Annotated in this window: 19 protein-coding genes and 2 pseudogenes; 13 read left to right on the top strand and 8 right to left on the bottom strand. The window is 60.9% G+C overall.

Going from position 1 to position 25,669, the window contains the following annotated elements:
• Positions 1-102: 102 nt before the first annotated feature.
• Positions 103-984, bottom strand: coding sequence for a helix-turn-helix domain-containing protein (locus AC1VV3_RS23480; protein ID WP_482963452.1), 882 nt, complete (start codon positions 982-984; stop codon positions 103-105).
• A 137-nt stretch (positions 985-1,121) separates the two neighbouring features.
• On the opposite strand from AC1VV3_RS23480, the gene AC1VV3_RS23475 reads away from it, so the two are divergent.
• From AC1VV3_RS23475 to AC1VV3_RS23455, 5 genes and pseudogenes are all read left to right on the top strand, one after another.
• Positions 1,122-2,186 (top strand): phosphotransferase family protein, encoded by a 1,065-nt coding sequence (locus tag AC1VV3_RS23475; RefSeq protein WP_482963451.1) that lies wholly within the window; start codon positions 1,122-1,124, stop codon positions 2,184-2,186.
• 44 nt (positions 2,187-2,230) lie between these two features.
• On the top strand, positions 2,231-3,535 hold the full coding sequence (locus AC1VV3_RS23470; RefSeq protein ID WP_482963450.1) for an acyl-CoA dehydrogenase family protein: 1,305 nt from the start codon (positions 2,231-2,233) through the stop codon (positions 3,533-3,535).
• Between the two features lie 5 nt (positions 3,536-3,540).
• Positions 3,541-4,326 carry an SDR family NAD(P)-dependent oxidoreductase gene (locus tag AC1VV3_RS23465; RefSeq protein ID WP_132269672.1) on the top strand — a complete coding sequence of 262 codons (786 nt, stop codon included), beginning with the start codon at positions 3,541-3,543 and terminating at the stop codon, positions 4,324-4,326.
• 11 nt (positions 4,327-4,337) lie between these two features.
• Complete coding sequence (locus AC1VV3_RS23460; RefSeq protein WP_482963449.1) at positions 4,338-5,105, top strand: SDR family NAD(P)-dependent oxidoreductase; 768 nt, start codon at positions 4,338-4,340, stop codon at positions 5,103-5,105.
• 253 nt (positions 5,106-5,358) lie between these two features.
• Positions 5,359-6,277, top strand: a pseudogene (locus tag AC1VV3_RS23455) (carbohydrate porin).
• A 448-nt stretch (positions 6,278-6,725) separates the two neighbouring features.
• Here the strand turns inward: AC1VV3_RS23455 and AC1VV3_RS23450 are convergent.
• Positions 6,726-7,346, bottom strand: a complete 621-nt coding sequence (locus AC1VV3_RS23450; RefSeq protein WP_482963448.1) for a LysE/ArgO family amino acid transporter — start codon at positions 7,344-7,346, stop codon at positions 6,726-6,728.
• Positions 7,347-7,418: 72 nt separating this feature from the next.
• On the opposite strand from AC1VV3_RS23450, the gene AC1VV3_RS23445 reads away from it, so the two are divergent.
• Complete coding sequence (locus AC1VV3_RS23445) at positions 7,419-8,315, top strand: LysR family transcriptional regulator ArgP (RefSeq protein ID WP_482963447.1); 897 nt, start codon at positions 7,419-7,421, stop codon at positions 8,313-8,315.
• Between the two features lie 486 nt (positions 8,316-8,801).
• On the opposite strand, the gene AC1VV3_RS23440 is transcribed toward AC1VV3_RS23445, so the two are convergent.
• Entirely contained in the window at positions 8,802-9,176 is a 375-nt protein-coding gene (locus AC1VV3_RS23440; RefSeq protein WP_482963446.1) for a winged helix-turn-helix transcriptional regulator, read from the bottom strand.
• An 87-nt stretch (positions 9,177-9,263) separates the two neighbouring features.
• Between AC1VV3_RS23440 and AC1VV3_RS23435 the strand changes: the two genes are divergently transcribed.
• Together AC1VV3_RS23435 and AC1VV3_RS23430 are read left to right on the top strand one after the other, a co-directional pair.
• Complete coding sequence (locus tag AC1VV3_RS23435; protein ID WP_482963445.1) at positions 9,264-9,998, top strand: SDR family NAD(P)-dependent oxidoreductase; 735 nt, start codon at positions 9,264-9,266, stop codon at positions 9,996-9,998.
• 653 nt (positions 9,999-10,651) lie between these two features.
• Complete coding sequence (locus AC1VV3_RS23430; RefSeq protein ID WP_482963444.1) at positions 10,652-11,119, top strand: hypothetical protein; 468 nt, start codon at positions 10,652-10,654, stop codon at positions 11,117-11,119.
• Between the two features lie 658 nt (positions 11,120-11,777).
• Here the strand turns inward: AC1VV3_RS23430 and AC1VV3_RS23425 are convergent.
• The gene (locus AC1VV3_RS23425) at positions 11,778-12,155 is read right to left on the bottom strand and encodes a hypothetical protein (RefSeq protein WP_482963443.1); all 378 of its coding nucleotides are present in this window, start codon (positions 12,153-12,155) and stop codon (positions 11,778-11,780) included.
• Between the two features lie 213 nt (positions 12,156-12,368).
• A pseudogene (locus AC1VV3_RS23420) lies at positions 12,369-12,854 on the bottom strand (site-specific integrase).
• Between the two features lie 367 nt (positions 12,855-13,221).
• On the opposite strand from AC1VV3_RS23420, the gene AC1VV3_RS23415 reads away from it, so the two are divergent.
• Positions 13,222-16,224 carry a TonB-dependent receptor gene (locus tag AC1VV3_RS23415; protein ID WP_482963442.1) on the top strand — a complete coding sequence of 1,001 codons (3,003 nt, stop codon included), beginning with the start codon at positions 13,222-13,224 and terminating at the stop codon, positions 16,222-16,224.
• A 12-nt stretch (positions 16,225-16,236) separates the two neighbouring features.
• Entirely contained in the window at positions 16,237-17,802 is a 1,566-nt protein-coding gene (locus AC1VV3_RS23410) for a sulfatase family protein (RefSeq protein WP_482963441.1), read from the top strand.
• 225 nt (positions 17,803-18,027) lie between these two features.
• Here AC1VV3_RS23410 and AC1VV3_RS23405 read toward each other — a convergent pair whose 3' ends face one another.
• Both AC1VV3_RS23405 and AC1VV3_RS23400 read right to left on the bottom strand, forming a co-directional pair.
• Positions 18,028-19,479, bottom strand: a complete 1,452-nt coding sequence (locus tag AC1VV3_RS23405) for a L,D-transpeptidase family protein (RefSeq protein WP_465128764.1) — start codon at positions 19,477-19,479, stop codon at positions 18,028-18,030.
• 61 nt (positions 19,480-19,540) lie between these two features.
• Positions 19,541-20,245 (bottom strand): murein L,D-transpeptidase catalytic domain family protein, encoded by a 705-nt coding sequence (locus tag AC1VV3_RS23400; RefSeq protein WP_482963440.1) that lies wholly within the window; start codon positions 20,243-20,245, stop codon positions 19,541-19,543.
• Between the two features lie 642 nt (positions 20,246-20,887).
• Here AC1VV3_RS23400 and AC1VV3_RS23395 point away from each other — a divergent pair.
• The 3 genes from AC1VV3_RS23395 (at position 20,888) to AC1VV3_RS23385 (ending at position 24,238) form a co-directional block, all read left to right on the top strand.
• Positions 20,888-21,013, top strand: a complete 126-nt coding sequence (locus AC1VV3_RS23395) for an isochorismatase family protein (RefSeq protein ID WP_465128766.1) — start codon at positions 20,888-20,890, stop codon at positions 21,011-21,013.
• Between the two features lie 177 nt (positions 21,014-21,190).
• Positions 21,191-21,847: a DUF6766 family protein gene (locus tag AC1VV3_RS23390; RefSeq protein WP_465128845.1), complete on the top strand. Its 657-nt coding sequence runs from the start codon at positions 21,191-21,193 to the stop codon at positions 21,845-21,847.
• 792 nt (positions 21,848-22,639) lie between these two features.
• Positions 22,640-24,238 (top strand): bifunctional AfsR/SARP family transcriptional regulator/alpha/beta hydrolase, encoded by a 1,599-nt coding sequence (locus tag AC1VV3_RS23385; RefSeq protein WP_482963439.1) that lies wholly within the window; start codon positions 22,640-22,642, stop codon positions 24,236-24,238.
• 128 nt (positions 24,239-24,366) lie between these two features.
• On the opposite strand, the gene AC1VV3_RS23380 is transcribed toward AC1VV3_RS23385, so the two are convergent.
• Positions 24,367-25,659 carry a hypothetical protein gene (locus AC1VV3_RS23380; RefSeq protein ID WP_482963438.1) on the bottom strand — a complete coding sequence of 431 codons (1,293 nt, stop codon included), beginning with the start codon at positions 25,657-25,659 and terminating at the stop codon, positions 24,367-24,369.
• Between the last annotated feature and the right edge of the window lie 10 nt (positions 25,660-25,669).

Raw genomic sequence — 25,669 nt, 5'->3', positions numbered from 1 at the left:
TGATTTCGTACAGATTGTCAGTGAATCGTCGACCAAGCTGGCAACTCTTCAGCGCTGTGATCGCCGAACGTTGTGACGCACGCCGCTACGATCGCGAATGTTTTAGACGTTTTCTTTCGAACGCCAGATTCTTTGCTGATACTGGCGCGGCGTGAGGCCAGTGGCGCGGCGAAAGGCGTGGGCAAGGCTGGAGGTCGAGGCGAATCCGACTGCATCGGCCACTTGTTTGATGCTTTCCTGCGTGGCGAGCAGACGCTTCACCATTTCCAGCCGGTGGTGATGGACATATTGCCCCACGGTGCAGCCTCGGCTGCCCAGAAATCCGCGTGTAAGCTGGCGGACCGAGACACTGCATAGCGCGGCGAGTTCCTCCAGCGAAGGCGGCGTGGCATCGCGCTCGAGCCGCTCGTCGATCACGCGCAGGCGCCAGGGGGCAAGGCCGCCCTGCGCGGTTTCTTCGGCGATCTCTTCGAAATAACGGCATAGCTCGATGGTCAGTTGGGTAGCGATCGAGCCGACCAGCAGTTTGGAATCCCGACGCGGCGCGCGCGCTTCTTCGGCAAGGCGGCGCAGGAGGAGGCGCACGGTATGACTGGCGATGTCCAGCGCGGCGGTTAGGCGGGGGCCGGTCCATTCCATGCGCTCCCCGAAACGGTTTTGTGCCAGCCGTCCACGGAGTTCGCAGCGGATCGAATGCTGCGATTCCGCCCCGTCCCATCGCAACCGCAGCGGATGACCGGGCGGCACGAAGACGATATCGCCCAACCTTTCGAAACGGTGCCTCTCAAATCCGTCCGGCGCGAATGCCCCCCGCGCATTGGTGGGGCGCGGGGTAATGCAGAGGTCGAGCAGCGCATGATCGCTTGCCAGTGTTGCCGCGCCGCCGCTCGACAGGCTTCCGCGGACAATGGTGACTTCGGCCGAGGAAAAGCTGAGGTCGGCCCCCGCCCTTGATCGTCCTCTTTTCTCGGCCGCTTGGTCCATGCTCTCAAATCCCGCCTAATACCGCGTCGCAATTTGGCTAAATATCCGCCTCCCGTCCAGATCGGGATGCATGACCCGATTGCGGAGGGGCATCGTGATCCCCAGACTGGCGGCAAGACAGAACACTGGAGGGTGCCATGCCGCAGCAGATAGCCGAAACGCTCGACGACTTTGGCGGCCAGATCAATTGGCCACGCTTCAACGAATGGATGGCGACGCAGGATGTGCCGGGAACCGGCCCCGTAACGGCCGTCCGCAAGTTAGCGGGCGGCCTTCAAAATAGCGTCTTCCTGATAACGCGGGGCGGCGAAGACCTGATCCTGCGTCGCCCCGGCAAGCATCTGAAGCCGAAGAGCAATGAGACCATGCTGCGTGAGGCCCGCGTGCTGACGGTGCTGGAAGGCAGCACCGTACCGCATCCGCGCGTGCTGGCGACGTGCGCCGATCCGGAGGTGATCGGGGCATGCTTCTTCCTGATGGAACCGCTGGAAGGATTTGCGCAGTCGGGCCAGCTGCCGGGCCAATATGCCACCGATGCCGGCTGGCGGCGTGCCATGGGGGAGGAACTGGTCAAGGCGGCGGCGGCACTGGGGGCGGTCGACCACGTCAGGGCGGGCCTTGCCGATCTAGGCAGGCCCGACCAGTGGCATGAACGGCAGGTCGAGCGTTGGCGATCCCAGCTTGAAGGCTATGCCATAACGCCAGACTACGATCCGGGCGAACTGCCGCACGTCGCCGACGTGAGCCGCTGGCTGGCCGACAACCTGCCGACCGATCGCCGGATCGGCCTGGTCCATGGCGACATGCAGTTTCCCAACGTCATGTTTTCGCTGAAGGTGCCGAAGATTTCCGGTGTGCTCGACTGGGAACTGGTTTCGCTGGGGGATCCGCTGCTGGATCTGGGCTGGATCCTGTCCAGTTGGTCGGAAGCGGGCGATCCCGAAGGCAAGGCGCCGATGGTGCGGCCTTGGGACGGTTTCCTGTCGCGGCGGGAAATGGTGGAACTCTACGGCGCTTTAAGCGGACGGAACATGAGCGAGATGCCGTGGTTCTTCGCGCTTGCCTGCTACAAGCTCGCCTGCCTGCTGGAAGGTACATACGCCGCTTCCAAGGCCGGAAAGGTACCCGCCAATGTGGGGGAATCAGTCCACGGCTATGCCACCTGGCTAATGACCAAGGCGCGCCAAATCATCGCGGCTTGAAACCCGCGCGACAGAATCACGACATTTGAGGATGAGGATCACACATGGACTTCTCTACCGATCCTGAATTTCAGGAAAAGCTCGACTGGATGAACCACTTCGTGCGCGAGGAAGTGGAGGCGATGGACCTTCTGTTCTCGCGAGGCAGCGAGCAGTTCAACATCCGCAATCGCAAGGCACGCGCCATGGCGAAGAAGCTTCAGGCGCAAGTGAAGGCGCAGGGGCTCTGGGCCTGCCACCTGACGCCGGAACTGGGCGGCAAGGGCTATGGGCAGGTGAAGCTGGCGCTGATGAACGAGATCCTTGGTCGCACGTCATGGGGCCCGGTGATATTCGGCTGCGCGGCGCCCGATACCGGCAATGCCGAAATCCTCGCCATGTTCGGTACGCCCGAGCAGAAGGCGCGCTTCCTCCAGCCGCTGCTCGATGGCGAAATCTTCTCGACTTACGCGATGACGGAGCCTCAAGCGGGCGCCGATCCCAAGGAGTTTACCTGCCACGCCTGGCGGGAGGGCGACGAATGGGTGATCGAGGGGGAGAAGTGGTACGCCTCCAACTTCAAGGTTTCCTCCTTCGTGATCGCGATGGTCGTCACCAATCCCGAAAACGCGCCGCATGAGCGCATGTCGATGTTCCTGATCCCCTCGGATACACCGGGGCTGGTCGATATCCGGGACGTGGCGGGGATGAACGATCCGGTCGATCACGGCCATCACGCCTATCTTCGGTTCGATCAGGTTCGGGTATCGTTGGACGCCATGCTGGGCGGACCCGGGCAAGGCTTCAAGCTGGCGCAGGCGCGACTGGGCGGCGGGCGTATCCACCATGCCATGCGCGTGGTCGGCCAGTGTCAGCGCGCGCTGGAGATGATGCAGGAACGCGCCGTCTCCCGCCGCACGCAGGGCCGCCAGCTTGGCGATCACCAACTGGTGAAGGCGATGATCGCGGACAGCGCACTGGAGTTGGAGATGTACCGCCTGCTAGTGTTGAAGGCGGCGTGGATCATCGATACTCAGCCGCACGGCGCCGCGCGGACGCATATCGCTATGGCCAAAGTGGCGATGGCGCGCGTCTATCACGACATCGTGCGGCGGGCCGTTCACCTTCACGGCGCGCTTGGCACCACGCATGAGACGCCGCTGGCGCGCATGTGGATGGGCGTGCCGATGCTTTCCGTAGCCGATGGGCCGACCGAAGTGCATCAGGTGCAGATCGCCAATGCGCTGCTGAAGCAGACCACGCCGGCGCAGGGTCTGTTCCCCAGCGAGCACATTCCCACCCGCACGGCCGAGGCGGAGGCCCGCTATGCCGCCGAACTGGCCGAGATCGAGCGCGAACTGGCGGCTTGAGCCCGATGTCTCTGTTCGATCTTACCGGCAAGGTGGTGCTGGCTACCGGCGGCATGAGCGGGATCGGCCTTGCCTTCCTGCAAGGCTGCGCACGGCAGGGCGCGTCGGCGGCGGTGCTGGACCGCGATGCCGCGAAGGCGGATGCCGTCTCTTCACATCTGCGTTCGCTGGGCGCGGGCCGGGTCCATGTGGAGACGGTGGACGTGACCGATGAGGCGGCGGTGGAAGCCGCTTTCACAGGCACCGTCGCCGCGCTGGGCCGGATCGACTGCGTTTTCGCCAATGCCGGGATTAGCCACCGCGCACCGGGGTTCGACGATCTGGACAGTGCGGATTATCACCGCCTGCTGGACGTGAACCTCCACGGTGCCTTCTACACCCTGCGCGCGGCGGTTCGGCACATGAAGGCCAGGGCGCGGCAGGGTGATCGGGGTGGTTCCATTGTCGCCTGCGGCAGCCTGTCGATCTATCACGGATTGCCGGGCATGGAGCACTACGCCGCCGCCAAGGCCGCTCTGCAGGCGATGATCAAGGGGCTAGCCGTGGAGATGGGGCCGTTCGGCGTGCGGGCCAACATGCTGGTGCCGGGCTTCATTCTCACCGGCCTGACCGACGACAAACCGGAGACGAAGCAGATCATAGAGCGCTTCTCCGCGATCACGCCGCTGGGCCGCCCGGGCGAACTATCCGATATCGAGGGGCCGGCGGCCTATCTCGCCTCCGACGCGTCCCGATTCCAGAGTGGCGATACGCTGGTGATCGATGGCGGCCGGCTCGTGCGCAACGTCTGACGGGGGGAATTATGCCGATTACCATGGATCTTACTGGCCGCGTGGCCGTCATTTCCGGCGGCAGCCGGGGGCTGGGCCGGGCGATCGCCCTCGGGCTGGTGGAGGCCGGCGCGGCGGTTGCGGTGGCCAGCCGGAAACTTGAAAGCTGCGCGGCGCTGGTCGCGGAGATAGAGGCGCTGGGCGGTCGCGCCTCGGCCCATGCTTTCGATGCGGCATCCTGGGAAGACTGCGACCGCCTTTTCGCCGAAGTGACCGAGCGCTGGGGCGGGGCGGATATTCTGGTGAACAATGCCGGAAAGTCGCCGGTGGAACCGTCCTCGCTGGAAACTTCTCAGGCCGCGTTCGATGTCATCCTTGCGATCAACTTGCGTTCGCCGTTTCGGCTTTCGGCACTGTTCGGCGCGCAGATGGTGGCGCGCGGTGGCGGGGCGATCGTCAACGTAAGTTCCAGCGGATCACGCAAGGCGGAGCCATACTTTGCGCCTTATGCTGCCGCCAAGGCCGGGCTCAACACGCTGACCGAGAGCTTCGCCAAGGAATATGGCCCCACGGTGCGCGTCAACACGGTGATGCCGGGGCCTTTTCATACCGACGGGACTAAGACTTGGTCTCGCTCCAAAGGCTTTGCTGAACACGCCCGCAAGAACCAGCCGCTGGGGCGGGGCGGGGAACCGGCGGAGATCGTTGGCGCCGTGGTCTATCTGGTCAGCGATCTTGCGTCCTATGTTACCGGGGCCTGTCTTGCAGTGGACGGCGGGCATTTGATCGCACGCGGATAACCTGAGATAGCGTGGATGAGGGGCGTCTGACAGGTCGGCCCGGCCCCCTTCTGCCATGTCTCAACGGCGTTCGACCGCGCTTCGAGGCAATCGGAGCTTGATCGGCCGATCTCGGTCGACCGTCTTGCCCAGAAATAGCGCGTTCCGCGACCGCGTTTTTACACAGCCTCGACCCATTATGGCCGTTCAACCGCCGGTTTTAGATCCTTAGGTGTAGACGGTCAGCTTTCTCAATCCGAGGCGCCCGCTACCGATGCGCCCAATCCAATGCCTTGTTGCAGTCAGTGCGCTTTGCCCCCCGTGCGGCCGGGTATCGCCACAGACCTATTTTAATCAGTCGAACCTATACTGCACGTTCCAGAACAGTTCGGTCTGCTTCCACCTGGCGGTCGTTCCGATCCAGGACCGGGCTTTGGGCTTCTTTCCTTATGGGACCCGGGGCGGACGCCTCAAGGTTGCGCTGACCAAGGGGGTCTACGCCCAGGCCGGTATCTTCGAGGCCAACCCGTCTCTCAACGTAACCAACGGGTTCGACTGGTCGACCCGCAACGCAACCGGCCATCAGACGGCATTCGAACTGGCTCCCAGTCGTCTGACCCCAAGGCGCGAAACTCACTTGCGGATAGGCGGCTATCACAACACCTCCGACGCCGCCGATCCCTATCGCAACCCCGAGGGTCGGCCGCGCATTACGGCGGGTGGGAGCGCTCTGGTCCATGACGGTCAGGAAGGGCGGTATGTAATGGGCGATGCCGTCGCGGCGCACATGGGCGGCAATGCCAAGCGGCCGGTGACCGTTTTCGGCGGCGTCATCGCGTCTACGAACGGCTACCTACCCTTCAAGGAGCAGGCGATCGCGGGCATCATCGTCACCGGTCCTTTTGCCTCTCGGCCCAAGGACACCTTGGGTCTCGTCGGCAGCTACATTCGTCTCGGCTCGCGGCAGGTCGACTTTCTTCAGGCCTCTCGTTTTGCGGGCGGGGCGAACCGATCGGGCACTTGACGGAGAAGGTGTGTTCGAGATGAACTACGGTTTCGCAGCAGCGCCGGGGATGAGGATCAATCCGAACGTCCAGTACGTAAAGAATCCCGACAATCTGCCTCGGCCCGCCGCCGTGCACCGCTCAGGGGATATAGTGGCGTTCGGCGTGCGCTTGCCGGCCGCAAAATGAGTTTAAGGGCTTCGACCTTGCTAGTCCGTATATTCCTCAGTCTCCGCCTATGGGGTCGGACCCCACACTTCGAAACGGCATCTGGCCTGCGGAGCGGCTTATATGACCCCTGAGTACTGCAGCCGACCCTTATAAGACGCTCGGCTCGCAAGTTTCAGTCCCCAGCTGCAGTCGATCGGCTTATCAAGAAAGTCGAAGCACTGGTCCAGTGCCGTTGATTGTGGCCAGCTTCATGCTGGGCGCCGCGCAATCTCAGTGATGACTGCCATGCCGGGAGGCCCTACGCCATAGATTATTCTGGCGTTTCCGATTAAGGAGAGATGGGTCTACGGTCAGTGGACTTCCAAGGAGTGTACTGATGCTTTACCGAAACTTCGAACACGACCAAAAGCTGCTTCCAGAAGATCGATAAGCGATGACGAGGTGCATGTCCCTGAGATGATCTGGGTTATGGAACGATTCTTCCAACAAGAGATGCTGCGAGCACCAGCATGACGACGCCAACGATGGCATCGAGAACCTTCCAAGCCACAGGGCGTGAAAAGATCGGCGTCAGGATGCGGGCGCCATATCCGAGAGCCGCGAACCAGCTGATGCTGGCGGTCGCTCCACCCACCACAAAGACTGGCCGCAGTTCGGGCTGCTGCGCGGAGCCAGCAGCGCCCATCAGCAGGACTGTGTCTAGGTAGACGTGCGGATTGAGGAATGTGAATGCTGCCGTCGCGCCCAGCGCGCTCCCGAGGGTGATCCGCACCGGCGCCGTTACAGACAAGGCTTCTGGAGCCATCATTCGCTGAAACGCCTTGATGCCGTAGCAGGCCAGGAACGCGGCGCCGCCGATGGTCAAAGCCATGGTCAGTTTTGGCACGGCACCTAGCAGCGCCCCAACGCCGCCAACGCCCGCGGCGATCAACAGAGCATCAGCGCAACCGCAGAACAAAACGATGGGGCCAACATGCTCGCGTTTCAGGCCTTGGCGCAGAACAAAAAGGTTCTGCGCGCCAATGGCCATAATCAAAGCTGCCGATATGGCGAAGCCGGTAAGGAATGTTGCCAGGATGCTGTGCATTGGAGACACATGCCGATTTCATGCGTTTAAGGGAAACTTGTTCTTCTTAATCGGATGAAGCATAGCTAATCCATGCTTGATTATCCCGCTCTTGCCGCTGTCTCCGCCGTCGTACGCGAAGGAACCTTCGAGCGGGCGGCTGAAAGGCTCGGTGTTACGCCGTCTGCAGTGTCCCAGCGGATCCGCGCACTTGAGGAACGTTTGGGCATTATCCTTATCGTGCGAGGGCATCCTTGCCTGCCTACCGATCTTGGCCGCAAGCTCTGCGCCCATGTGGATCAGGTGCAGCTTCTGGAAGCGGATTTAGCCCCCGTTTTATCGATCGCAGGCGATCAATTGGGGACCCCCGTCACGCTGAAAGTAGCGGTCAACTCAGACAGCATCGCAACATGGTTTCCCGAGGCGGCTGCCAAGTTCGCCCGCGATACAGGCTATCTTTTGGAGTTCCTCATCGAAGACGAGGCCCAAACGGCGGACCGGCTTCGTTCCGGTGAGGTTATTGCCGCTGTTTCGTCAGATCCAGGCACTGTCCAGGGATGCAAGACGATCGAATTGGGCAGCCTCCAATATCTGGCTTGCTGCAGTCCTGAATTTGCGCAGCTGCACTTTCCCGATGGCGTCTCCGAAGACAGCCTTCGCCGCGCACCGTGCCTGCGTTTCGATCGCAGGGATGGCTTACAGGCGCGTTGGGCTAGCGAAACGCACAGGATCGAACTCGATGGGCCAATGCATTGGGTGCCATCGACCTTCGGCTTCCTGAACTTCGGACTTGCAGGCATGGCGTGGGGCTTGCAACCGGAAATTTTAGCAAAACCTCAAATAGCCGAGGGTCTGCTTGTCGAACTGACACCTGGTACGCCGCTAAACGTGAAGCTATACTGGACCGTCACGCGGTTGCACGCTTCCGCGCTTCAGACATTTACAGACACCGTTCGCGGAACAGCGAAAGAGCGGCTGTTTCAGGCCTGATGACATTGACACGCTGAATTTTATCATTGAGAAATCGGGCGGAGTATCCCTACGTTCCATCTCGGGCGCGGCGGGCAAGAGGTACAGCGCTAACTTCTTCAGCGACCGAACTCCATAACTCGCCTCCGCTTGCTTATGGGAGAACGTAGACGACCGGATTTGTCGAATGCCGTCGTTTAGGAGCTGCTTTCGTATCAACTGCTTTGTCTTACTTCCGTGCGCTCGAGGTAAGGCAGATCGCAGCAATTTTATCCATTCCGGCACCATAGCAGGTACGTCAGTTTACTCTAAAACTGTTTATTGTGTAGGAACTCGAAAAAGCGGGGCCAAGGAACAACGTCCGCGTTAAAGCCAGCGCATCCGCGCTGATTGGTAGCACCCGATCTCGGGTATCATCTCTATTAGCCGGGCCCGCGGAACCCGACGCCCGCCTTCACGCTGCTACTCGAGGCGTTGCGCCTGCAAACCTGTGAGGATTGCGGGGCGTCAGCCGCCCTGGCTCCAGCTCGCGCGCTCGGCGAGGATCTGCGCGACCGCGCCCATATTGTCGCTGCCCCAATTGCAGAGCGGCTCCAGGGCCTTGGCCAGACTGTGCCCGAGCGGCGTCAGTGTATAATCGACGCGTGGGGGCAACTCCTGATAGTCCTTTCGCGTGACAATGCCGTCCGCTTCCAGCTCCTTGAGCTGCTGGATAAGCATCTTGTCGCTGACCCCCCGCACCGCGCGTTTGAGTTCGCCATAGCGGTTAGGCCCCTGGATCAGAAAGTAGATGATCAGCGGCTTCCACTTGCCCGCGATCACTTTAAGCGTCGCGTCGAGGCCGCAGGAGAACCCGGGGACGCTATCGAGTATCGTTGCCATAATTAATACTTACCAAAAGGTGCATACTTGTCGATAGGTAGGTGAGATGCCAGCTACGGTCAACTTCATCACGAAGAGGATACGAGCATGAACAGATTGGATGGCAAGGTTGCTGTGGTGACGGGCGGAGGTACGGGCATCGGGTTCGGAACCGCGCAGCGTTTCATCGAGGAAGGCGCCTTCGTCTACATCACCGGCCGCCGGCAGGAGACGTTGGACAAGGCGGCCGCCAAGCTCGGACCCAAGGCCCGCGGGGTGCAAGGATCGGTGACCGAGCAGTCCGATCTCGATCGGCTGTTCGGGGCGGTGAGGGCCGAGCATGGCCGCCTCGACATCCTTGTCGCCAATGCCGGGTTCGGTGAGCTGGTGCCGCTGGGGCAGATCACTCGCGCGCAATATGATGCTACCTTCGACGTCAACGTTAAGGGCGTGCTCTTCACCGTCCAGGCCGGCCTGCCGCTGATGGGACCGGGTGGCTCGATTATCCTGACCGGATCGACCACGGGGGTCATGGGAACGCCAGCTTTCAGCGTCTATTCTGCGAGCAAAGCGGCGGTGCGCAATCTCGCGCGGAGCTGGGCGCAGGATCTGCGCGGGACCGGCATCCGGGTGAACGTGCTCTCGCCCGGACCGACGTTGACCGAGCTTGCGAGCGAGGCAGTCGGCAAGGAAGCGATGATCGAGATGGGAGCCGGTACGCCGATCGGCCATGTCGGTGATCCGTCAGAGATCGGAGCGGTCGCGGCCTTTCTCGCGTCGTCGGACAGCAGCTTTATGACCGGCAGCGAAGTGTTCGCCGACGGCGGGCTCGCGCAGATCTGAGCAGCGTTTCGCTTTTCCTCTTTAATCGTCCGGCCATCCGATAGGTGTCGGACGTCGACAATTGGGAGTTGCGGCCTTGAGACGAGCGACGGGTTTGGGCCGGTAGGCGACTGTCGCCTCATCACTGGGACACGGGCAATAGCTGCCTGTCCGTTGTGCCGCGCGTTGATGTTGGCAGGATGAAAAACCTGCCGGTCGGCAGTCGCCCCATAGCGGACGTTAATGCCCCCCGCGCACCACCCACACGATTCCCAAGATCACCCATGCGCCGCCAAGAAGGCGTACTGCTGAAGGGGGGACACGCAGGGAGTATGTTTCGAGGGAACGCCGCTCTTCAAAGAACTCTTCGGGGTGGCCATTCTGCAACTCGCGAAGCCGGTTAGCTCTCCTGCGCGTCGTCCAAGCAACTATCTCTCGTGCCCAAGTGAGCAGGATCAGCCCGAGAAGGATCGCGAACGCCGCGTAGAACATCGCCATGGGGTGAACGAACGGGAGGGGCTGGTCAAGGTCCGCTTCCCTCCCCTCCCGGTCATTGGCGTATGCCGAGCCGGTCCTCGGAACCGGAACGACGGCCTTTCAATATTTTAATCGGCAAAGCTGACCAGCGGAAAGCGCCCCATTGCAGACGAAGAAACACCGCGCATTATGTGGTGATGATCGACCGACAGAAAAGAGATGAGGCCGCCGCTCTGATCGCACGCTTTGCCAGCGGTGAGATCGACAGCGACGACTTGGAATCGGACTGGCCCACATCCAAAGAGGATCGGGCGTTGGACGCTGTCGGTTCAATGCTATGGCTTCATTACGATGATCACAAACCGCGTCTTGCGGTGGGTAAAGATGCGGCAAGTCCAGACGAACTGACGCTTTTCGCTCGATACCAAGCCTATTTGCAATGTGATTTGCCATACGAATGGCCCGAAGACAGCTTCATTCGTATTGAGGGCCTTGGCGCTTTAGTGCCGCTTTCATTGGGCTTGTTGAAGCCAGTTGACCGGATCATCAAGGCGAGGAACGCCAAGATGGACGCCGCCATGGAAGCACACGGTGATCTAAGTGTATGGCCGTTTACGAGCCGTTCGCAATGGGATGGTCAGCCCATCGCTCCGTATATCAGGTAACCACCCATCTCGGTCATAGGCGGCGCGCAGCCGCGCTGCCGAAACCGGAATGGCAAGATTGCACGATTTTAATCCAAAAGCTGCCTGTCCGGACCCGCCGACATTGCGGACGCTAGGATAGGCTGCAATGATCGTTGGATGAAGCGGATAGCACTCCTCGTCACCTATGCCGCACTGGTGGCGGTAAGCGTCTGGGTATTCTACTTAAACCTTGACTGGCGCCCGGATCTAGCGAGGGTTCCAATCGCTCTAGTACTGTTCGTGGTCTTTGCATTGGCTTCGCTCATCGTTCTGATTGTCCGCGCTGCATGGTGGCTCCCCGGAACTCTGTTGCTAGCCGGCTTCACGACTATTCCCTGGGCTTTGAGTTTTGCATTCACCGCTGGCTACATAGTTTGGTTCTTAGCGCTTGCCGCGTGTGCATCGGGAATCGGTTGGTATGCTCGCCCGAGGTAGAGTGGCAGCTAACCCCGACGTTGCTGCCGAAACGGACCGTTCACAGCAAGCCCAATAGCTGCCGCTTGTTCATGCACAAGGAACGGCCGCAAACCACCCATCGCAGTCGTGGCGGCCGTCGTTTCGGGCGACCTAAAACCGGTCCGGCTGCTATGCGCTGTGGCTCATGCCGTTGACCGCCTGGAGCGACTATCGAGGGTGGTTAGGAGACGGTCTGGTTTCTGCTGCCCCATGTCCATAGGCGGACGATCAGGAAGCAGAGAGATATAGCAATAGCGATGCTCGTTCCGACAATGACCCAAGTTGGGCTATTGGGGACTTTGTGCCCAGTCCAAAGGAACAGGTGAGAGGAGATGACCAAGGCTAAAGTGGGAAGCGTCATCCCCGAGAACCACGAAATCAATCCAGCTTTTTCTAGAATGTAGATCGCGCATAAGGGGATCACCGCTGCAAAATGCGCCGGGTTGCTCAATTCGTTGGCGAAATGGCCGACAATCCACGTCGAAGAAGCCCAGATAAGCAATAGCCCCGTCAATCGAAGCCTTTTACCATATTGCTGGGCCAGCACGCGCTCAAACATGGCTCCCTCATGGCAGCTTTCGGGTAATCCTTCAACGTAACCTTATGTCTGCAACGGGGCGTTTCGAGAACGGCAGCTTTTCTCGGGTCAGATGGGCGTCTCCAACCTGAACGAATGACCGTTTCCGAACAAATGGAACGACGCCCTGTCCGGGGGCAATGAGCGCTGAGCAGCCGCCACGCTTTTGGGGGTCAGGGCAAGTGCCAACCAATTTCAGATTTCAGTGCCCTCTGCGAGCGTAAAGGCGTCCTCCACGTCCAACCCAAGGTATCCGACCGTGCTTTCAATCTTGGTGTGCCCAAGCAAAATTCGGACCGAGAGTGGGTCCCATAGTCTTCGCCGGGCCGGCCCGATCCGGGTCACCCATTCATCGGCAAGGGCGAGCATATTCCCTGGTGCTAATGTGGGCTGCAGGATAGGTGCGGCTAGGAAAAGCAAAGTCCTCCAAGGATCCACCTCGGAGTTTGAGCCATTTGAGAAGGCTCGCGCGAGCATCGGTCATCACCTCGAACTGAACCGGCCAGCCGTTCTTCTGCTGTACGACCCGTTGCCCGTGTTCGAATTTTCCGATCGCAAACGATACACTTATTCTGATCTGCATCAGATCGTATCCGCGAAGCTTGCTGTCGATGGCGGGGTCAAAAAGGGCAGGTCGCGGACCCGCCCATGCTGGTCGAGAAAGAAGCGAATTGCCCATATCTGACGGGATTTGAGCGCCCGGGTTGCTTCAACCTCGCGTCCGGCGTTCCAAGGTACCCGCTCGCGAGCGGCGGGATCAAACTCTGATTATCCCATGACACATCTACCTGTGGCCCTGACCGCCACAGGTAGAGCGCTTCAGCGCAGGCCGCCCTTTCTGGATGCCGAGCACCTGATTTTCGATCTTAACGCTCTGGCGGTCTGCTTTTTCGGCAGATGTAAACCAGCCTAAGCTATCGCCTTTCCCCCGGTCATCTAGCTGGGCTCGGGTAAAAACACGTCATTCAATCGCTGATCGCCAGCTGGAAGAACTGCTTCCCGCAAGACAAGAATTCCTGTGGTGAGTTGAAATTTTCCTGCGATATCTGTGGCGCTTGTCGAGACGACAGCGTCAGACATTCCTCCCTTCAGCTTAACTGGACAGCAGGCTCCAAGCCGGAGTCCTGGTGCGTGCAAAAGGAAAGCCATGTCTTTTTCCGTCGTCGCGGCTCGCCGCGCCGGGCGCTGGTCAGCGCCCGTCACATACAGGCAATCGCCCGCGCGCTCCAGCTTGGGCACTATGCACAGCGATTTCGCCGTGAAATCGATCCGGCAATCGCGGTTGCTGATCGGAGCGGCCGTCTCGGCGCTGCTATTCTTGCCCCCAGTCGAGGCAAATGCCGACGCCATCGACGAGCGGACTTGGACTCCTGAGGGAACCGCGGAAACGCTACCCCCCACGGACGATGCGCCGGGGCAGGACATCGTTGTCACCGGCATTCGCAGCGGAATCGAACAGGCCGTTCGCATCAAGCGCAATGCCGACAGTATCGTCGACGTCATCAGCTCGGAAGACATCGGTCGCTACCCGGACGTGAACGTCGCGGAATCGGTCCAGCGTATCAGCGGCGTGCAGATCAACCGCACGCGCGGCGAAGGGCGCAGCGTGAACATCCGCGGCCTGCCGGACACATTTACACTGGTCACGCTCAACGGCCGCAGCGTGCCGAATGCGCTCAACGATCTGTTCGCGGGCTTCTCGCGGTCCTTCGACTTCTCGGCCCTGCCACCCGAATTCGTGCGCACACTGGAAGTCTACAAGTCTCCGACTGCCGATCTGGAGGACGGCGGCCTTTCCGGCACCGTCAATGTCCGCACGCCGCGCGCGCTGGATGTCGGTCGCCGCGTGCTCACGCTCTCGGCGCAGGCGGAGCACGAGAGCAACTCCGGTAAGGCATCTCCGCGCGTTTCGGGACTGTTCGCTGACAGCTTCCTGGACGGCAGGCTCGGGATCACGCTCGGCGGGTCCTATACCGAGCGGCGACCCCAGACCCATCAGGTCGAGACCGGCTGGAACACCGTGACCGAAGCGCAGGGCGTGCCGCTCGGCGGGGGCGCGGACGATCTGAACGGTGACGGCCGGATCGATCCAGGCCTACTCGTGCGCATTCCCGGCCTCATTATCCACGATATGTTCACCGAGCGGAACCGACGCCTGAGCGGCATCGCCTCGGTACAGTTCCGGCCTACCGACCAGCTCGAACTCTATGCTGACGCTTTCTACACCCGGGTCAAGGTCGAGGCGGTGCGGCAGGAAAACTGGCAGAACTTCGCGGGATCGGGCGGGGTCATCGCCTCGAAAACGCAGGTTCTGGACGGCGTGGAAACGGCAACCGACTTCACGGTCAGCAATATCGATCTGCGCGATGGTGGACGTTACCAGGATCGCAATGGCTATATCCGCTCCCTCGTCTTCGGCGGCAAGTTTGAGAGCGAGGGCTGGACCGTGATCCTCGACGGCTCCGAACAGCGCTCCCGCCAGGTTCGCAACACCCTCAACATTGCCGACAGCATCACCGGCACCGTGCGCGTCGTTGCCAATCCCGGAGATTCGATCCCAAGCATCACCTATCTCGACGGCTTCGATACGCGTAAACTCGACGCAAACAACTTCCGACTGCTCAGCCTGAACGGTGAACTCGATCGCGTTACAAGCGACCGGCTTCGGGATGTGAAACTTGATGTACGCCGCGATCTTGGTGACCGCGGCGTGACGTCGCTACGAGCGGGCGTGAAATACAGCGACCGCGCCGTCTATGCCGACAACAAGACTCTGACGATCACCGCTGCCGGCGTGTCCCAGCTCTATGGCGGCCTTCCGGCAGGACCGCTGGCAGGCTCCTTCAGCGCAGCTCCCTTTATGATCCCGATCCGTGCAGGTTCGGGCTCGTTCCTGGGAAGCTACAACGGCGACGCTTCGTTTCCGCAATACTGGCTGGGCTCCGATGCCAGAAGCTTTGTGAAGAATTTCAGCAAGGAACAGCTGATCGCAGCTGGCAACTACACAAACGACGCTACCGGGATCCTCGACGTCAAGGAAAAGACGCTTGCTCTTTACGGGCGGGCAGATTTGGCTTTCGGCAAGTTGAGCGGCAACATCGGCCTGCGCGCGGTCCGGACCAGCCAGACCACGTCCGGGGTCAGCCCCGATCTCAACGGCATCACCGTTGAGGTGGAAACAGGTATGACCACTCGTGTTCCCGCCGCGGCACCGCTGGTCGTCAAGCGTTCCTATTGGGATTTCCTGCCCAGCCTGAACCTGAAGTACGAGGTGACGGACAAACTGCAACTGCGTTTCTCCGCCTCCCGCACGATCACACGCCCCAACCTTGCCGACATTTCTCCCACCACGACGGCTAATGGCAACGGCCTGACCGTTACCCGCAACAATCCCTATCTCGATCCTTTCAGGGCGAACAATGTCGATGCCACGGTGGAATACTACTTCGGGCAGGATGCGCTGGTCGGCGCTTCCATCTTCTACAAGAACCTCGAAAGCCTGATTCGTCGCGAAATCAGCATTCAGTCGCTCCCTGTCTCCTACATTCGCACGACGGGTACGACGACGATCCAGACGGATTTCACCGTGAGCCAGCTTGTCAACGGATCGGGCGTCGACCTGAAGGGCGTGGAACTCTACTTCCAGCAGGCCTTCACCTGGTTGCCCGGTCCCCTGGACGGCCTGGGGGTGATCGCCAACTACACTTTCATCGACAACAGCGATCCCACGCAGCTTACGGCCGCATCGAAGCACAACTACAATCTGATCGGCTACTACGAGAAAGGGCCCGTGGCAGCGCGCCTTTCCTATTCCTGGCGCAGCAAGTATCTCGCCTTGGCCGCCGTGGCGCCGGCCATGGGACGGATCAACCGGGCGTTCGGCACCCTCGATGCGAGCGTCAGTTTCCGAGTGACCCCGCAGGCGTCGATCGTGTTCGAAGCGGTGAACCTGCTCGATCGCGACGAGATCGTGGAATACACCACGGGACTGCCAGCGAACTACCTCGATTCCGGACGGCGCCTTTTTGGCGGCGTCCGCATGACTTTCTAAGGGAGACACGACATGGCTGACAGCTTCGATCGCCGCGGCATATTACTGGGAGGGACCGGGGGGGCGTTCGGGCTTTACTCCTGGGCAGCAGGTGCCAAGACGGCGAGCCTGCCCGTCGCTGCGCAAGATCTTCGTCTGCAACGCCGTCCCGGGGTGAAGCCGAAGAACATCCTGTTCGTCCTGACCGACGATCATCGTTATGATGCGATGGGCTTCATGAAGGCTCAGGATTTTGGCGAAACGCCGACGCTCGACCGCTTGGCGCGCGAAGGTAGCCATTTCCGCAACGCCTTCGTGACGACAGCGCTGTGTTCGCCTTCGCGCGCCTCGATCCTGACCGGACTCTATGCCCACCAGCACAAGGTCGTTGACAACAACCACCCGATCCCGCCGGACCTGATCTTCTACCCGCAGTTCCTGCAGAAGGCCGGCTACGATACGGCCTTCATCGGCAAGTGGCACATGGGCACAGAAGGTGACGCCCCCCAGCCGGGTTTCGATCACTGGGTGAGCTTCAAGGGGCAGGGGACCTACCTGCCCAGCGAGAACGGCCTGAATGTAGATGGCCGCAAGGTGCCGCAAAAGGGCTACATCACCGACGAGTTGACCGACTACGCGATCGACTGGATCGACAAGCGCGATCCATCCAAGCCCTGGATGATGCACCTCGCGCATAAGGCGGTCCACGCGGAGTTCCTGCCCGCCGAACGGCACAAGGGGCGTTATGACAAGGAAGTGTTCCGCTATCCCGAGAACATGAAGGCGGGTGTGCCAGGACGACCCATGTGGGTCGAAAACCAGCGCAACAGCTGGCACGGGGTGGACTATGCCTATCATGGCAACCTCGACATCGCCGACTACTACAAGCGCTACATGGAAACGCTGCTGGCCGTTGATGAAGGCTTGGCGCGCATCATGGACTTGCTCGAGGAGCGCGGCGAACTGGACGATACACTGATCATCTACATGGGCGACAACGGCTTCATGTTCGGCGAGCATGGTTTGATCGACAAGCGCACCGCCTACGAAGAATCAATGCGGGTTCCCTTGCTCGCACGATGCCCTTCCCTGTTTGACGCGGGAACCACGGTCGAGAACGTCGTGGCGAATATCGATATCGCACCGACCATCCTGGCAGCAGCGGGCCTGGAGGCGCCGAGCTACATGGCGGGATCCAACATGCTGCCGCTAGCGCGTGACAAGCAAGCGCCCTGGCGCCAGGAATTGCTCTACGAATACTATTGGGAGCGGAATTTCCCGCAGACGCCGACGGTGCATGCCATTCGCGAGGACCGCTACAAATACGTCCACTTCCACGGCATCTGGGATCTGGACGAACTCTACGACCTGTCCAATGATCCCGCCGAGAACAACAACCTCCTCGCCCAACCGGGACATGAAGCGCTGGTCGAACGGTTGAGCGGCAAGCTCTTTGCGCTCCTGGAGGAAACCGACGGAATGCAGATACCGCTCAGCGTCGATGCTGGAGGGCGTAACGAACTGCGTAGTCCTTCGGGCGCCGGACAGGCACCATTCCCGCCCTCGTTCTTTGTGCCGCAGAAGAAGCGTGGAGCTTGAAGAAAGTCTGAAGCAATAGACTACCTGCCATCTCTGCGCCGAGATCCTCAGCTGTTGCTGCCAGGATCCGACCGTCGGCCAGTTGATGGCAGGTTTCCTTTCGTGATTCCTGATTTTCGAACGCACGCAAGCACTAACGCGGACACTGCCGGGCGCAGGCGTAACGGGGCGGTCGGTTTGGGACCGCCAGTACCCGCATGCGGGAGATCCTTCGTCGGTATTGGCTTAAGGCCCTACGTCGGATCCCGAAGTGCGCAGGCGGTAGGCGTGGCCGGACGAAAAGCCCAGCGCCGTCGCTACGGGGTCGTTCCAACTATAGGGATCGGCGCGGATGACGGGCTCGCCGTCCTCGCCGAGCACCACCGTCTGGTAAAGCAGCCTGACCGGAATCTCGTGCGGTAGCTTGACGAACGTCTCTTTGCCGGTCGCACGTGCTCGGTGCCATTCACCGAGAATGCCCTCGTCCTTCGCAAGCATCTCGGCAAATCCCAACGCATCTTCTACCCGTACGCAGCCGTGACTGCGCTGACGCTGGATTTCCTGGAACAGCTGCTTGGCGGGCGTGTCGTGCAGGTAGATCTGGTGCTCGTTCTTCATGTCGAACTTTACGAGTCCCAACGAGTTCTTGGGGCCGGGCTGCTGGACAACCCACCCGTCCTTCCAAGCCATGTTGTTGCGGCGAAGGTAAGCGTTGCCCTTGCCTGCGATCTCCTTGGTCTGGATCGAGCGCGGCACTGTCCACGTCGGGTTCGCGACGAGGCGATAGATCGGCGATCCCAACTGCGGTGTCTCGTTGTCAGGCTCGCCGACGACCACCTTGCGACTGTCGGCGACCTTGCCGTCGCGCCAGTAGAGCAGCCGTCCAGCGGCGACGTTGACATCGATGCGCGTAGGGGCGGGATTGCGGTCGAGCCAGCGAAGCCGTTCCATCGCCACGGCCATCGTCCGCGCCCGGTCCGCATTCGACAGGTTGAGAATTTCGAGAGCGTCGGCGCCGATGACGCCATCCGGCTTGATCCCGTAGTCGGCCTGCATGCGCTGCACCGCGCGGACCATTGCTGGGCTGTAGCTGCCACCCTGCTCAGCAGATCGATCGAGGTAGTCGGAGGCGACCAACTGGCGCGCGATCGCGGGAACCCGGGTGTCGGCAGCGCCAGGCTTCAGCGGCTCGCCCTTGTCGGGGATCGCGGAAGCGGGCGCATTGCCCTGTTTACGCAGCGCGAGATAGGACTTCGACAGCGCGCGGTAGCCGTCGTCCTGCGGAGCCAGCCCATCTAGCCATTTATCTAGGTTCCCATCTTTGAGAGCTGCGCCCAGACCATTCAGCAGGTTCGGATTGGGGCGGGCGATGGTATAGACCTCATAGAGCTTGGCCGGATCCGACACCCCTCGGGCCAGAGCCGAGGCGTAAAGCAACGCACTTTGGGTCAGGGCGCGGTCGCCTTCGGCATTGCCCGGCTGACCATCCACAGCGAACTGCACCCGGTCCAGGCCATGCGCAGCGCGGCGGCCGATTGCGTCGCGCAACTGGCGGACCGCCCCGTCGCTCCAGTGCACCTGGTCCATGTTGATCGGCGGCGCTTCGTTGGTCTGGGATGTATTGTCGGGCTTCGAATGGCACCCGGGCAGCGCGACCGTCAGGGCCAGCAACGAGCAAGCGATCACACTTCTATGCACACGGATCTCCTGGTAAGACCCGTATGATAACTAATGGAAATCTCGTAGGTTTCATGCTGCCCTAGGCGCGGGCAGCAAAGACCATCCGCCCTTCGCCGAGGAAACTGAACACATCGCTGAGCTTATTTTCGCCCACCGCGAAGCACCCCTGACTGCGTCCCAGCTTGCCATGGACGGGGATCATCTCGTCGTTCGCATACCAAGCGCTATGGATTACGATGGCGCGGCTGAGCGCATTGTTGTTGGTCGGGTCGAGCCCCACCAGACGCTGCGACCGACCGTGCTTGCCGGTATAGTAATCGCCCGTCAGAAAGGCGCCCTCACTCGAGGCATTGGAGCCCAAGGCGTTGGAGAACCGCTCGAGGAACCCGGTATGACCTGGGTCGGAGCCAGAGCCGTGCGCGACCAGTAGGCGCGAAGCCTTGCCGCTCACTACATCTAGGAAGTGCAGCCGGGGATCGGAAGATGGCGCGGTGAAATCGACGATGGCCATCCGGTCGCGCGCCTTGACCGAAACGGAGTGATGGTCGAGCGCGGCGAGAGCCCGGCGCAGAAGCTCCGGCTCCACAGAAAAGCGCGCTGCATCCAGCGCCGTCTGCGGCATACCCGCGGCATTGCGGGCGCTAGCGGGAACTGCGGTCGGGCGGCCCGGGTGTGAAGATCTTAAAAACGGCCTGGCGGCCGGCCCGGAAAGCGCGGCGAGCGCGATCCCCGCACTTGAAATCATTACGGCGCGCCGGTCGGGTCGGAAATTGAGCTTAGGCATGCCTTTTATAATGGGCATATGAAGCTGTATTTAAATAGTTTCTGCGCCTCCTTGTTGGAGCACTTCTGCACTTAAGCGGTGAACTGCTCTAAAGTTGCGGCCGGATGTTCAAAATGCTGCGCTGGGAGTGGAACAAATCTTCTGACGGTCAACATTGAATACGCTTTGCGTAGGTCCACTATCCCGTCACAAGATCCCAAAGATCTCTCGCGGTGCGAACCGCGACAGAGCTTTGATAGAAGGTAAACCTTTGACAGCAAGAGGGCGATTTTCACCCTGCGGCAATGTTAGCGCCTGAAACTAGGGGTGCGAAGCCTTGCCGGCGGTATTCTGTTCCGCCACGTCTTGCTGAGCGCCCTCCGCCGCACCCTCTTTCGCTGCGTCGGCAACCGAATTTTCGAACATCCGTTTGAGGACCCAGCCTACCGCGAAGGTAACTGACGCTGTCACCACCGCGCGAACTGCAGTTTCTTTCAGTGATCGAACGAACTGCTTACGCTGCTGCCGACCCGATTGGCCGGCGACTAGGTCTGCTAGTTTCTCGCGGTTTCGCATGGAAAATCCCCTAAATTATTAGATGATCACCGCATAACGCCCGACTTCAGCTCTGGATGCACCGGACGTTTGAAGCCGTAGCTGGGCGTGAGCAAGCTGGTTCTGACCGGGATTGCGACTGACATCTGCGTTCTGGTTATCGCCGCAGACGCTCAAATGCGCGATTACGACCCGTGGGTGCCGAACGATGCTCTCGCTGCGGAAAAGCGATAAACGGGGACAATGGGCCCTTGAAATTATGGCGCAGAGCAGGGGGGCAGATACGGCCGCCTCATGACAGCAACGCTCCGACCAAGGGCTCGCCAGCCTGATCTGGTAGACGAGGGGCTGCCGAACACAATTGTTTCTCGGGCGTTTCAATTCAAGGCGAAATCCGGTGAGAGGCGTTTGATGCGACTGCTGAAAGACAATGGACTTACGATCGCCCTCATGGCGCTTTTCGCCTTTTGCATTCTCGGCCAGTGGATCTCGGGCTGGTATGTGGAACTGGAGGATGCCCGGCGCCATGCCCAACCCGAGCTGACACTCTTTGCCTATGCCGTCAGCCCTCAATTCCAGTCCTCGGTGTTCGAGAATTGGGAAAGCGAGTTCCTGCAGATGGCGGCCTACGTCCTGCTCACAGCCTTCCTGGTCCAGCGTGGATCGGCAGAATCCAAGGATCCGGATGCTCCGCCCCGAGACAATGATTTGGACCAGCAGGCCCATGAAGACGGCGCGCCGTCTATCTTGCGCAAAGGTTCGCCATGGCGCGCACTTTACGCTCGCTCGCTTGGCCTGACCTTGATCCTCCTGTTCGTCGCCTCATTCGCAATGCATTGGATCAATAGCGCGCACGCCTCGGCGCAGGAGGCCTTGGAACATGGCGAAACGCCTAAGACCGTGCTTGCGTACCTGGGTGATGCGCAGCTGTGGTTTGAATCGTTCCAGAACTGGCAGAGCGAGTTTCTTTCGACGGCAGTGCTGGTGGTTCTCTCGATATTTCTGCGTCAGCGAGGATCCCCTGAATCAAAGCCGGTAGCAGCGCCAAACTCGCAGACTGGAGATTAAATAATCGAACGAGCGGGGAGATGAATGAACAGCATCTGACGCCCCTTCGGATGCAAGCAGTAAATCGGGCATGTGGGCACGTCGTGATATGCTATCACCTGTCCGGTCTCGATAAGCTGCGCCATATGCCGCCGGCCAGCGTGGGAGTTCGCGGACCGGATCCATTACAGCGTTGCGCGCTTGGCAAGAGCTCCCCCATTCCCTGGGGTTCCCAGCCCCGTTGGGCGAGAGCCTGGCAAGCGTCTCGCGCAATCGTGGATGGGCCATGCCCGATCCAAGAAAGGTCAACGCGATGCCTGCACTCGCCGGAAGCGAGGCCGGAATAAGCGGTTTGAGCCAGCACTCCGAGTAGGCACGGAGAGCTGATTTCAAGCTCGGCATCGGGCGGTAGCACATCGCCGAGCGGAAAGGCTGCCCGCTGCGACGATGCGAGCACATCGCCGTAGGAGAACGTTCGGTCCATACGATTGCCTTCCGGTAATAGGCCGCGCCTGCGGTCAGGCCAGTGCGATCGGGCCCACGGCCGTGCTGATGGCGAAGCTTGACGTCAGCGCTGCGAGCACCGCGAGGGCGAAGCAATGTGCGAATGCATGGAGAGACTTGTTCATGAGTATGTGCCTTTCACTCTAATCCCGCCGCCCTTGATTGGGCCGGTGGGATCCTTGTGGGCCCCCTGCATGGGAACCAGCGTGGAAGGCGGCGTGGAAATTGGCGTTTGAAGGCGCATCTGGTAATTTACCACGGCAAGGTAGCGCCGGTGGGGCGATCGGAAGCGCGAGCGATGGAGGGTGGATGAAGGCTCGGATTGCCCTTGATCTTGTCGGCCCCCTGGCGCTCAGGCGCGAGGGGCAATTGGTATCGCTTCCTTCTTCACGCAAGACGCGGGCTTTGCTGGCGTATCTGGCCATCGCCAAAAGGCCGTTGCGCCGCGAACACTTGTGTTCGCTGCTGTGGGAGGTTCCCGACGATCCTCGAGGTGCGCTGCGTTGGAGCCTCTCCAAGCTGCGTCCGCTGGTAGACGATGTCCATCGTGTCCGGCTGATCGCGGAAGGGGAGAACGTGTCGCTGGACGGCTCCGATATCGAAGGGGATTGGTTCCGCCTGCGCGATTTGGCCGGCGCAAATGTCTGCACGATCAAGGCCGAGTTGCTGGAGGCCTGTGTCCTGCAAGAAGGAGAATTTCTTGAAGGCGCCGAGATCCGCGCCAGTGAGGCGTTCCAGGCGTGGCTTGTGGCGATGCGCGAGGATACCCGGCGCTGGCAGGTGACGATCCTGCGCGAACTGGTCGGCCGGTTTGCGGAGCAGGACGAGAAGCGTGCGCAGGCCCTCTCGCTCGCGCGGCGCTGGTGCGAGCTTGATCCTTACGACGCGATTGCCCGTACAGCCGTGATCGACCTGCTGCGTTCAAGCGGGCGCGTGCAAGAGGCTGAGCAGCAACGCGGGGCGGCGGTGAGAGCGCTCGAAGCGGCCGAGATCGCCATTCCCAACGGGCTTCGCGGCCCGATCGGACCGGCGGCCAGCACGGCTGCCGTCGCGCGCAGCGAAGAGCTGTATCAGCAGGTGCGTTTTTGCGCGGCGAGGGATGGCACCGGCCTTGCCTATTCAAGCGTCGGCAGCGGCCCCCCTCTTGTGAAGACGGCCAACTGGCTCAACCATCTCGAGCACGATTTCGACAGTCCGGTGTGGAGCCACTGGATACGGAATCTAGCACAATATCGCACCTTGTTCCGCTACGACGAACGGGGCAACGGACTGTCCGACTGGAATGTCCGCGATATCGGCTTTGAGGCATTCGTCGACGATCTTTCCAGCGTGGTGGATGCGGCCGGGTTGGAGCGCTTCGATCTGTTCGGGGTCTCGCAAGGGTGCAGCGTGGCGATCGCCTATGCGGTCCGCAACCCGGAGCGGGTTCGCAAGCTGGTACTCTACGGAGGCTATTCGCTGGGATGGGAATTGCGCGACACGCCGCAAGAGGTAGCGATGCGCCGGGCCATGATCACCTTGACCGGAACGGGTTGGGGCAGGAACAATGCCGCGTTTCGACAAATGTTCACTTCGCTATTCTTTCCCGACATGCCGCCGCCGGCTGCAGATTGGTTCAACGAACTGCAGAGGATTTCCGCCTCGCCCGAGAATGCCGTGCGGCTTCAAGAGGCATTCGGCAAGATCGATGTTCGAGATCTGATGCCCAAAGTCTCAAGACCCACGCTGGTGCTCCATGCGGACAAAGATGCGGTCATTCCGTTTTCCTCGGGAAGAGGATTAGCCGCGGCGATTCCGGATTCCCAATTTGTGCAACTCGATACTCGAAACCACTTGGTTCTGGAGGAAGAACACGCTTGGCCGCGCGCGGCTGCTGCGATCAGGGCCTTCTTGGAAGCTGATGCCTAGACAGATAAGGCACTACCGACCCTTCCCAGACGCTCATCGCCAATTTTCTCTTCGCCAGGTGCGGCCTGTTTGCTTTCTCGCTAGCGGCTGCCGTATCATTCAGGCTTGGTCGCACAAATGCTCCAGCTTCATGTCGTCTGCGTCAGGAACCGTTGAAACGCCGCGGCGGTTTCAACGACATTAGCAGTCGTCACACATCGGGCATCGTCTCCGGAAACGTGATGAAAGCGATGGGTACCGAAGACCCCTGCAACGGTTCCATAACCTGCCGCAATAACCTCGCTCAATTCTCCTGCCGACAGGACATCGCTGGCATAAGGGGCTTCTAGCCCGACAAGGCCGGCGAAGGTAGTGCGGGCGAGTGGAAGCAAAGAACGGCTCACGGAAAGATACCGCTGGGGGTCGACGCTGGGGAGGGGTTGGCCGGTTCCCTCGTGCCAGTCCTGCGCCGCGACGTTCGCGCCAAGGTGCAGCCAGAGCTTCGTTACCTCGGGTTTGGGGGCAAGGGCTTTTAGCGATTCCAGCGCGCCAAGATTTTCGTACTCGTGTCCGCTGTTGCAGACAAAGGCCAGGTTGTAGTCCTTGATCGCCGCACTCGCCCAGCGGGCCAGCCAAAGCCAGGCCGCAACGCCGGGCCCCCGTTCGCCTGCGCAGCCGTACCAGCCAGAGCGGGGCGTGGAAACGGCAAGCCACTGTGGCTTGCCGCGATCGATACGCCCGATGAAATTAAACGTAGGGCGCTGTCCGCCGGTCCCGGTCATGAATAGCGTTCCGTTTGCACCTGTGTGTGCAGCGTCAAGGAAACCGCGCGCGTCTTCCGGAGCGATCAGGGCGACGGGTCCGGCGAACATAGGCTTGCGACCATCGGCATTGAGGGCGATCACTTTGCCGGTAGGGCCGCTGGTGATGGCGACCACAGCCACAGCCCCGGCGGCGAAGGCGGCCCTGACGGGGGTGATCACCGGCTTGGCGAGCGCCGTGGACCAGCGGCCGAAAGGCAGTTCGACAAGAGCGATCGCCCCTTCAAGGGCGGCGAACGCTCGCCCTTCGGAATCCACCCGCACCAGCCTGCCGGTAATCCCTTCAGCCCCCGTCTGCGTGACGATCGGCTGCGGCCATACCGCGGCCCTCGCCTCGCCGCAGACGAGTTCGCTGCGCTGTGCTTCGAAATAGGGCACCGACAGGCTCTGCCGTTCGATGGCGAAGCCGAGCCCTGCGAGTTCGGACAGCAGCCATTTACCACAAGCAATGTCGCCGCGGCCGCCTGCCTGTTTGCTGCCGAAGCCTATGTATCGCTCAAGATCCGCTGCGACCCTGCTTTCCTGCGACGGGGCCGGCGCAGCGAGGGCCGGTGACGTGGAGGCGGCAAGGGAAAGTGCAGCGCTTGCCGAAAGAAAGCTGCGCCTGTCGGTCTTGTGCATCATGTCTCTC

The sequence above is a fragment of the Novosphingobium sp. BL-S-34 genome (assembly GCF_056857015.1).
This window is presented reverse-complemented; position numbering and strand designations above follow the sequence as displayed.